Source organism: Sinorhizobium sp. BJ1 (assembly GCF_002531555.1).
In the GTDB taxonomy this organism is placed as follows: Bacteria; Pseudomonadota; Alphaproteobacteria; order Rhizobiales; family Rhizobiaceae; genus Sinorhizobium; species Sinorhizobium fredii_B.
Genome location: NZ_NWTH01000070.1, coordinates 1 through 9,741, shown reverse-complemented (window position 1 = coordinate 9,741; position 9,741 = coordinate 1). Strand labels below are relative to the sequence as shown.

At 56.0% G+C, this 9,741-nt stretch carries 6 protein-coding genes and 2 pseudogenes; 3 read left to right on the top strand and 5 right to left on the bottom strand.

Annotation, left to right across the window (positions count from 1 at the left end):
• Positions 1–64 precede the first annotated feature (64 nt).
• A pseudogene (locus CO676_RS33500) lies at positions 65–948 on the bottom strand (IS3 family transposase); the annotation flags it as partial.
• Between CO676_RS33500 and CO676_RS33495 the strand changes: the two are divergent.
• Positions 939–1,535 (top strand): annotated as a pseudogene (locus CO676_RS33495) (transposase); the annotation flags it as partial. The pseudogenes CO676_RS33500 and CO676_RS33495 overlap by 10 nt on opposite strands.
• A 1,185-nt stretch (positions 1,536–2,720) precedes the next feature.
• Here the strand turns inward: CO676_RS33495 and CO676_RS33490 are convergent.
• The gene (locus tag CO676_RS33490; RefSeq protein ID WP_097524218.1) at positions 2,721–3,707 is read right to left on the bottom strand and encodes an NADPH:quinone oxidoreductase family protein; all 987 of its coding nucleotides are present in this window, start codon (positions 3,705–3,707) and stop codon (positions 2,721–2,723) included.
• 144 nt (positions 3,708–3,851) lie between these two features.
• Positions 3,852–4,625 carry an enoyl-CoA hydratase-related protein gene (locus CO676_RS33485; protein WP_097524217.1) on the bottom strand — a complete coding sequence of 258 codons (774 nt, stop codon included), beginning with the start codon at positions 4,623–4,625 and terminating at the stop codon, positions 3,852–3,854.
• 971 nt (positions 4,626–5,596) lie between these two features.
• Between CO676_RS33485 and CO676_RS35870 the strand changes: the two genes are divergently transcribed.
• Positions 5,597–5,794: a 3-hydroxyacyl-CoA dehydrogenase NAD-binding domain-containing protein gene (locus CO676_RS35870; protein ID WP_210202666.1), complete on the top strand. Its 198-nt coding sequence runs from the start codon at positions 5,597–5,599 to the stop codon at positions 5,792–5,794.
• Between the two features lie 184 nt (positions 5,795–5,978).
• Here the strand turns inward: CO676_RS35870 and CO676_RS33475 are convergent, their stop codons facing one another.
• Positions 5,979–6,878, bottom strand: coding sequence for a 3-keto-5-aminohexanoate cleavage protein (locus CO676_RS33475; RefSeq protein ID WP_097524215.1), 900 nt, complete (start codon positions 6,876–6,878; stop codon positions 5,979–5,981).
• 140 nt (positions 6,879–7,018) lie between these two features.
• Entirely contained in the window at positions 7,019–7,210 is a 192-nt protein-coding gene (locus tag CO676_RS33470) for a hypothetical protein (RefSeq protein ID WP_097524214.1), read from the bottom strand.
• Between the two features lie 625 nt (positions 7,211–7,835).
• Here CO676_RS33470 and CO676_RS33465 point away from each other — a divergent pair.
• Entirely contained in the window at positions 7,836–8,876 is a 1,041-nt protein-coding gene (locus CO676_RS33465; protein WP_097524213.1) for a 2-oxoglutarate and iron-dependent oxygenase domain-containing protein, read from the top strand.
• The last annotated feature ends 865 nt before the right edge of the window (positions 8,877–9,741 follow it).

The window sequence follows — 9,741 nt, the reverse complement described above, 5'->3', positions numbered from 1 at the left end:
CTTCAAGCCCGCCTGATTGGCGCGACATGAAAGCAATGCACCAAATCTGCGTCAGAGCCAAAGTTCAGTGCCGATTGACAATCGGCACCTTATTGCCAATCGCACCATGAGCCGTTCCTGTTGTAGTATCGACGTCAATCCTCCATCTTTTCGCGGGCATCCGCAAGGGTCAGGAACCAACGCTGCTTCAGACATTTGGCCCGGAAGCGGCCGTTGAACGCTTCAATGAAAGCATTATCCGTCGGCTTGCCGGGGCTTGAGAAGTCCAAGGTGACGCCCTTGACAGGCCCAAAGGTCAAGATCGCGGGATACGAACTCCGTCCTCTGATTGACACGGATCGTCTTCGGATAGCCAATTTTCCGGCATACCCGTTCCAAAGTTTGCACGACATCTTCACCGCGATAGCTGTGACGTGCATCAAGCACCGGCATTAGGGCGAGAAGGTGTCGACCACCGTCAGCACCCGAAGCTTCTTTCCGGTCGCGAGTTGGTCGTGCACGAAGTCCATCGCCCAAACATCGTTTGGTCCGACGGCTCTCTGCCTGTCGTCGCGCAGCTTTGCCTTCACTCGCCGCTTCGGTGTTTTGTTCCGTAGTTGCAGAACCAGGTCTCTGTAAATGCGATAGGTTCGCTTGATGTTGGTGCCCCAACCCTCGCGTTCTAGAAGCACATGTACACGACGATAGCTATAGCGCACACGGGTCTCGCAGATCTCCCGAATACGACGTTCCAGGCCGGCCTGATCGGCACGGCGAAAGGTGTAGTATAGGTCGACCTATCGAAGTTCAACGCTCCACCGGCACGCCGGATCGAGATCATCCAATCGCGGCACATGCCCTTCACCATCTCATCCTTGCGAGCAGGCCCCAGGGCTTTCGGCGAATGACATTCTGCAGCATCTCGCGGTCCAGCGTCAGATCGGCCACGATCGGACGCGCGCGCCCATGTACGATGGCTGGCATGCCAGGCATTTGATTATGCCGCCCACCAAACCTGTTGGCAGAATATTGCCAGGCCATCGAGGATGCCAGGGTGCGTCTGGACAGGCTGACGAAGATGGTAGTGGAGACCGCTAGCTTCCTGGTCGATGGCGCCGGTTGTGGCCGCCTATCAAGCGATGCGCGGCATTGCTTTCACGACAGCGGCCACCTTTGTCGTCGAAATCGGCGACGTTAGGCGCTTTGATAATCCCCGTCAGTTGATGGCGTATCTCGGTCTCGTGCCGTCGGAGAGCTCGGCGGGCGAACGGGTCAAGCGTCGTGGGATCACCAAGGCGGGTAACACAAGGGCTCGAACGGTCCTCATTGAAGGGCCCGGACATATCGCTTCCCTGCACGGGTAAGCCCGACGATCCAGGCACGGCTGGAGGGACTTGCCAAGGACGGTTCGCGAGAATGCCTGGAAAGGCCAGGTGCGGCTCTGCGCGCGCTATCGACGGCTGATGGCGGCAGGCAAGCCGAAAGTCATCGCTGTCACCGCCATTGCCAGAGAAATGGCCGCTTTCCTGTGGGCGATTGGGCAGGAGGTCGCTCCTGCAACAAAGGTTCAAAGCACCGACCGTCGGCGGAAAATTATCGAGAAACTCAATCATCTGTCTGATGTGCAAAGTTGGAGGTAGGGCTCCGGTGGGGGAACCTCGCGGACTCTGTGTGGCGGATACATCCATGCCCGAGATTAGACAGAGGCAGCCCCAGACGAACACACGGAAATGCGGTGCCAAACCCGCGCATAAGAGTATGCCAGCCGTCATCTAAATGCCCTGTCTCCTGCTTTGTGCATCAGCTTCACGCATGACTTCGTCGTCAAAGGCGAAGGAAAAAACGCGGCTAAGAGCTTGCAAATGAACATAAGAGAGTCCGGCCTGTTGAAGCACGGACGAATGAAGAAGTAGAGATTTACGGAAGCGACATTTTATAACTGGAGAGCCAAATACGGGGCGTGGAAGTTTCCGAAGCGAATCGCTGACACCGACAGACCTTGCCGATGTAGATTCCAGGATCATCATCATCTCCCTCAGCTTGATCACCGAAATTCCCTTCCGACCATCGGAAGCAGTGATGGCATTGACCGGTCTTCCGGGCACGCGCCGGAAAACCGGTCACGGCGCAGACTGGGGAAGATTCAAACGGCACATTGGGGAGTATTGATCCGGTATCGACATAGGCTAGACTTGGAGCTTGCCGCATCAGGCTGATACCGCGTCAAGGTCGAACATAGGCCGCGCCTGATGTCGGTTAACCGCCCCTGTTACGTGGTTAAAGACCTGGCGGAATGGATAGAGAAATATGCCATCGAACAGGTTCATGGTGCTCCCGGGCCATCCGCAGACGCAGGGCAAGATCGAGCGTTGGCACCAGACGCTGAAGAACCGCGCCCCCTGCGCGAAAGTACTTCTTCCAGCAAGACCTTGAAGCCCGATTGCGGCCTTTGTCGAGCATTACAACTATTGCCGATACCCTGAGAGCCTTGACAACCTCACTCCGACCGATGTCCACTTCGGGCGTGGCCAGATCATCGTGCTCGAACGCGAAAGGACCAAACGAGACACCATCAGGCATCGCTGCTTGAACCACCAAAAAAAAAAGGGCCTAAATCAGCCCGCAAACCGAGCCGGAAACTCCATTCTTCCAAAGCCCAGAACCGTCTCAAATCATTCGACGACGGACAATTTGAGGATGGACCCAGTTCAATGGGGTCAGTACCACGTTCGCTCGCGTATCTAAATCAGCACCACCACTCTACCCAGGGCCCTGCGGGCCGCCAGGTGGCCGATGGCGTCGGCGCCGTGGGCAAGGGAAAAGCGCTCCGAAATGTGCGGCTTGATCTTGCCAGCGGCATACAGTTTCAAAAGCTCCTTGACGTCTTGCTGGTGCTCCGCCGGATCACGATCGTCGTCGATGACTCCGAGGATGTCGCATCCCTTAAGGAGCGGCAGGTTCAGGGGGATGCGTGGAATGCCGGCGGCGAAGCCAACTACCAGGTAGCGCCCCGCCCGGGCCATCGAGCGCACCGCCGCCTCGGCGTAGTCCCCCCCTACAGGGTCGCACACTAGGTTCACGCCACCCGGGGCAGCAGCCTGCTTGAACCGTGCGGCGAGTTCCTTCTGCCCATCACGGTCGATGGAGCCGTGTGGATAGACAACGCCTGACTCGGCGCCCCGAGCCAGTGCTAGGTCCACTTTCTCCTGAGATGACGCAGCCGCAATTACCCGCGCGCCCATGGACCGACCGAGTTCCACTGCCGCCAGCCCAACGCCGCCAGCCGCGCCGAGAACGAGCAGACTTTCGCCTGACCTCAAGCGGCCGCGGTGCTTCAGGGCATAGTGGGAGACCCCGTAGGTGTACATAAACGCTGCTGCCTCGTCGAAAGGCATCGTGACTGGAATGCGGACCAAGTTTGCCGCCTCGATGACTATCTCCTCAGCCATGCCACCGAAGTTAGGCGTGCCCAGAACTCGGTCACCGGGCTTAACATTGACCACACCATCGCCAACTTCCTTTACCACGCCCGAGATTTCTCCGCCCGGCGAGAAGGGCCGCGGCGGCTTAAATTGGTATTTGTCCTCGATGACCAGCACATCGAGGTAGTTGACGCCCACCGCCTTTACTTCGACCACCGCAGACCCGGGCGCAGCCTTCGGGTTAGGCACGTCCTCCAAAACCAGGGTCTTTGGCCCTCCGATCCCCTTACTCAGCAACGCCTTCATAAACCTGTCCTTTTTGTCTTCACCTGAATTCGCGTCAAGGCAAACCGCTGTTTTGCAATGGCGTCTAATGGATTCGGCCGAGTCTTCGAAAAACTAGAGCTCTAAAGCTCGGATTTTCACTCTCCAACCGAATAATTCTCGAACTTAGATGCCCTGAAAGTTAGCCTTCCTCTTCTCTAGGAAGGCTCTTGGACCTTCCTTGGCATCCTCGCTGGCAGAAACCACTGCACTGGCGGCATCTTCGATCTTAATCCCTTCGTCGATCGTGGACTCCAGCCCTTTAGTCACTGCCTTCAATATTCCTCGGATCGCAACGGGTGCCCCCTGCGCAAGCCTGGCAGCAAGTGCCATAGCCTCAGGCAGTACTTGGCTGGCTAGAACCACTTTATTGACTAAGCCGAAGCTAAACGCTTCTTCTGAACTCAACGGGTCCCCGGTCAGCAACATTTCCAAAGCTTTGGTTTTACCAATCAATCTAGGTAGGCGCTGGGTACCGCCCCAGCCGGGCATAATCCCCAATTTGACCTCTGGAAGACCAATTTTGGCCGTTTCGGCCAAAATTCTAAAATGGCATGCTAGCGCTATCTCAGTGCCTCCACCATACGCGCTTCCTTGGATGGCTGCGATGACCGGTTTCGGATAGTTTTCTATTTTTGAGAAGAGATCGTTGCCTTCAATCTTAGACTTGTCTTCGGCTTGAACCGAGTTAAATTCAGTTACGTCTGCTCCGGCGGAAAATAGCTTCTCTCCGGTGCCAGTGAGCACAATAACCCTGATTTCGGGATATTCTAGAGTTTCATCCAACAAAGTGTTCAGGTCAATTAGGACCCGTTGCCCCAGCGCATTAGCTGGCGGATGATTGATGGCAGCCACCACATAACCATTTTGTTTTTCAACGGCTAATTTTGTGTACGGCATGTTAAGTTATTTCCCTTCTTAATATTTGATGTCTATTGCGCTGATATATGCTGATTTTCAGAACCTGCTGCGAAGAACGCATGCCTAAAGACTATGACGGCCGAGTCAGGGATTTTCTTATTTCGACTTAATCCACTATTCCTGGAGCTTTCCGATTTCTTCCGCACCAAGGCCATACTGCGTAAGCGACATTGTGTTCGCGAAGGTCGGGAGGGGCGCTTTGGCCAAGACACGTCAGGGGCCCCGTGCCCGTATCGTCATGACTCCGCGCGCCAGTACACTCGTTGGTGAAGGAATATCTGTAATGCACCTCTGGCGAGAGAGTGTTCATCTGTCACGAGATCCTGACCGCCTTAACCTTGCTGATGGGAACGCTTCTCCAGTGCGACATTGATGGGTCCTCAAAGCTCGCCACCCGGTCCTCGATGAAGGAATGGAGAAGGGGAGCGTTCTTCACCCTTGACAACAAGGAGCCTGATCTCGGGTCGGTGATCGGGTCCTTGCGTTCCATAGCCGGCAAAACAATCCCCGGCGTTTTTTCATTATTGACGGCGATCTCACAATATTGGTTTCCCTCCCCTATATGTGCCAGCGCCCGGATAGAAGCCCTAAATCAACCGGCTCTTGTTGCATTGTTACTGATCCCCCAAAGCAGTTGCTTATGCAACTTCCTCAAACACATCATTCATACCGGAGCGCGGTGCTAACCAGTGAGATATCGATATGCTGGCCTTCCCTGACCTTTTCGCGGTGGTAAAGCGCTGCGCATGTCGAACGCGTTAATGCCAGTTGAATGGTCAAGTATCGAGATACTAACTCTGGTAGGGGGGCGCATCAGACTCCCGGTCATATCCAATCAAGCCCGTGTATGCTCGCGCAATCTTGCTTCTCAAGGGCGAAGCCTTCGCCCAGCCTGTTGGCTATCTCGTGCACCCAAAAGGGTCTCGAAACACATGATGCGGGCAGCCTCGGTGCGGCCAACGTATGGAGAGCGGATCATCATCGGCCATCCCTTCGACCCTCCCTATCTGATCCCGCTGGTGGAAGCGGCCGGTGGAGATGTGGCTCCAAAAGCGATCGCCACTGCGACGCAGCTTCACCAGAAGACCGGCTGTGAAGTGGTTGAACTGAAGCGTGAGATCGATGGCTCAATCGACATTCACGATTGAACTAACCCGCTGACGCGGGAGAGGTGGGGTTTGGAGGCGCGGTCTCCTGATTGGGAACTTGGATGTTGGGGTGTTGAGAACCACCCCCTGACCAGGAGACCGACCGATGACCGACAGTGGTGAGCCCGCGACGCTACCCGGCCATAAACATCCTCTCGGGATGCGCTCTTGGTAAACTCTTTGCTTACCGCTTCGTGAGCTTCAGTTTCTCCCGAACCTCTTCCGGTCCAACCACTCTCGCTCCCATGTTCTCGACGACGTTCACAGCCCGTTCGACTAGCTGGCCGTTTGTAGCAAACTGGCCCTTGCTCACGTACAGATTGTCTTCGAGGCCAACACGGACATTGCCACCGACAAGCACCGCCGCTGCTGGATATGCAATTGCATCGCGGCCGATAGAAAAGGCAGAGAACGTCCAATTCGCAGGAACGCTGTTGGCCATTACTAGAAAAGTATTCAGGTCATTGGGCGCCCCCCAGCGAATTCCCATGCAGAGCTGGACCAGGACAGGATCGTCGATCAAACCCTCGTCGACTAGTTGCTTGGCAAACCAAAGGTGCCCAGTGTCGAAGACCTCAATTTCGGGCCGAACACCATGATCGGTTGTCATCTTTGCCATGGCCCGCAGTGTTGACGGCGTGTTGGCCATGACGAAGTCGCCATCGTTGAAGTTCATGGTGCCGCAATCGAGAGTGCAGATCTCGGGAAGGCATTCGGCGATATGGCTGAAGCGTTCGGTGGCGCCGCAAAGGTCGGTTGATGGGGCGAGTGGAAGCGGTTGTTCCGCGCTGCCGACAACCACGTCTGCTCCCATCCCGGCCGTGATATTCAGCACAACGTCGGTGCTGGCCTGCCTAATACGGTCGGTGACTTCCTTGTAAAGATCGTTGCGCCGCGAGGGTGCACCGGTTTCGGGATCGCGAACATGGATGTGCGCGACGGCAGCACCAGCCTTTGCTGCTTCAATAGCGGCGTCCGCGATCTCTTTTGGCGAGCGGGGTACATTTCGTGTGGTTCCGGCGGTATCGGAGCCACCAGTAACGGCGCATGTTATAAAGACTTCGCGGTTCATAGCGAGCGGCATTGCATTTACTCCTATCAATAAAATCGGATCTTTATTGAGTGCGGCGCTGCTTGGCAGCACGCCGCTCCAACCGAGCGAATCCAGTATCGACTGCTAAGCAGCGTGGTCGGCCCGCGTGATGTCAATTCTCTCATCGGCGACTAAGCGCAAAGATGGGGCGGCGGCATCTTGGCAAACTCCACGCCGTCGCGCTCGACAATCAAATCCTCGACGCTGAAGCCGATCGGATTGAGCTGACCGATGAGTGTTTCGATCTTCCCCCGCAACGTCGCCTCGTCGTTGATCTCCAGAACGAACGACTGCCCGTGAATCGCTTTTGTGCAGTATGCCAAGGGCCTTGAGCACTACGGGGTAGCCATCGGGGCCGGTCTGGACGGTTCCCGTCACCAGGACGGCGAGCGTGACCACGTCGGTATCGGGAGGACTTTTCAAGCGTCGCGCCACCATGGTGTTTTGACGGGCAAAAGTTCCTGCCAGTTGCTTCGCCTATTTGCCTGAGCCACGTTTGGATTGGAGCTCATAAGACCGGAATTCGAAAGAGCTCCTCCAAGTGACCATAATTCTCCGAACAGAGTGAACCTTCTAGAAGTACTTTCAAGTTCATATTTGTTAAATTGCGTTCTGCTTGTGATAAAGAAAATGTAACATCCTTACCAACACAACAAAACGTTAACGTGTCTTAACGAACATGGCGCCTTATTTTTCCGCCAGATCCTTGATTAATTCGCACAATCTTGCCAGACTTGGCCCGTCTAAATGGCTTCCGGCGCAAATTGGACGCGTTTAGGCTCAGGGAAGCACGCCAACGAGCAATCTCTTCCGACTGCCTCAGTCTACCCGGGCGCAGCGCATCTCTTCAGTGCGGCGGGAGGACGCCTTTGGTCCCCAAAGTTCCCCTCGGGGCAAACCCCGTCGCGCAATAAGACACTGGCACACAATCTGTATGGATGAAGCACCATGATTGAATCGAACCTCGCCCAGCTCGACGAAAGCCTTCAGGCAAAGCGGCAGTCCTTCGATAAAGTTCCACTTCTCGACCTCGCCCCCCTTGTGGACGGAAGCGACGCGGGAAGGGTGGCGAAGGAGATCCGATGGGCGCTGGCCAATGCTGGATTCGTGTACATCAGGAACCACGGTGTGCCTGCGCGTTTGATAGACGAGACCTTTGCCCACACCCGAGCATTCTTCGATTTGCCAGCCGAGGAGAAGATGAAGCTGCATATCAGCAATTCAGGCGTGGCATTGCGGGGATATATCCAATTTTTTGGCGAGAACACTGATCCGGCCAAAACCAACGACTTGAAGGAGTGCTTCGATATTGGTCCCGAGCGGCAGACTCTCGAGAGTCCCTTCTTCGGGCCTAATCAGTGGCCGACCAGCTTGCCCGGATTTCGGGAGACCGTTTTCTCGTATCTCGAGGCGATGAAGGAGCTTTCGATCAAGATATTGCGTGGCATCGCACTCAGTCTTGATCTGCCAGCCGATTTCTTCCAACCACAGATGAGGAGGCCAATCACCATCCAGCGCTTGCTACACTATCCGCCTCAGACTGGAGCAGTCGACGAGAAGGTCATCGGCATGGGCGCGCATACCGACCATGGCAACCTTACGATTCTCGCACAGGACAGCGTCGGGGGACTTCAAGTGATGAACCGCGACGGCGTATGGGTCGAGGCTAATCCTGTCCCTGGCACCTTCGTCATCAACATCGGCGACCTCGTGCAGAAGCTGACCAACGGTCGCTACCTCGCCAACCTGCATCGGGTGGTGAACATTTCCGGACGCGAACGCTATTCGCTTCCGTTCTTCGTCGATGCCGACCATGACGCGGTCATCGCACCCTTGGGTAGCTTCGTCTCGAAAGATAGCCCGGCGCGTTATCAGCCGATCACCTGCGGCGCGCACAAGTTTGCACGGTGCGTCGATAATTTTCCGCATTTACATAGGGAACACGCCGCCGGCCCTACCGGTCGGCGGAGCGGACCCGCGCTTCCTTAGAGAGACAGCGGCAATTTGGGGATCCTTCGCACTTTGGTGCAGAGCAGTGCTTCCGGCCCCGCCATCTCCGCCTGGAGTATTCAGGCGCCTGCAAACAGGCGGCTTCGCAGCAGCCCATATGCGGCCCGTCGCCCTTCTGTACATTCGTACATTTCACGCTTGAGTGTCTTGAGGCGCTTGATGTGGCCTTCGACCGGACTTGTGCTCCAGGGATGGGATGGCCGCTTTGACGGCGTCGCCGTCGCGTCTGATGCCCCTTCTGCCAAAGCATCCAATTCGGTGCCACTGCATCGGCGACTCATTGTCGAGGGTGTCAATCGGCAACTGAACTTTGGCTGTGACTCATTTTTGATGCAGTTGTAACGATGCTGCGTTGCTGGTTTCACAAAGGAATCAGCCTGATGAGCACGAAGCTCTGCGCTTCTGATTTGGTACCGGCTGGCTTCATTGCTAAACGCATCACCCACATTGACGATGAACCTGCATCTGCTTTCCCCAGTGTGACGGCAGCTTGTCCAGCGTGCGGACGAATGTCTCGAACGGTCCGAAGTCGCTATTGCCGCCAGTCGCGGACCTTCCCCTTTCAGGAAGGCGCGTCAAGCTTCTCGTTGGCACTCGTAGGTTCGCTTGTGATTCCGTGCTTCGTGGGAAACAGATATTTGCTGAGCGGTTCGGCGATGTATTGCCGCCTTATGCTAGACGAACGTATGCGCGTAGGTTACGTTGACCCGCACTCTCTCCGCCAGGACGATTGCTCGCCTCGTAACAACCAACAGAGACAACCTGACGAAATCCGAAACCGTCACCATCGCCGCGATCGAAAGCGGCGGCCCGCTGCTTATTGCGGCTCGCGATATCATTACCG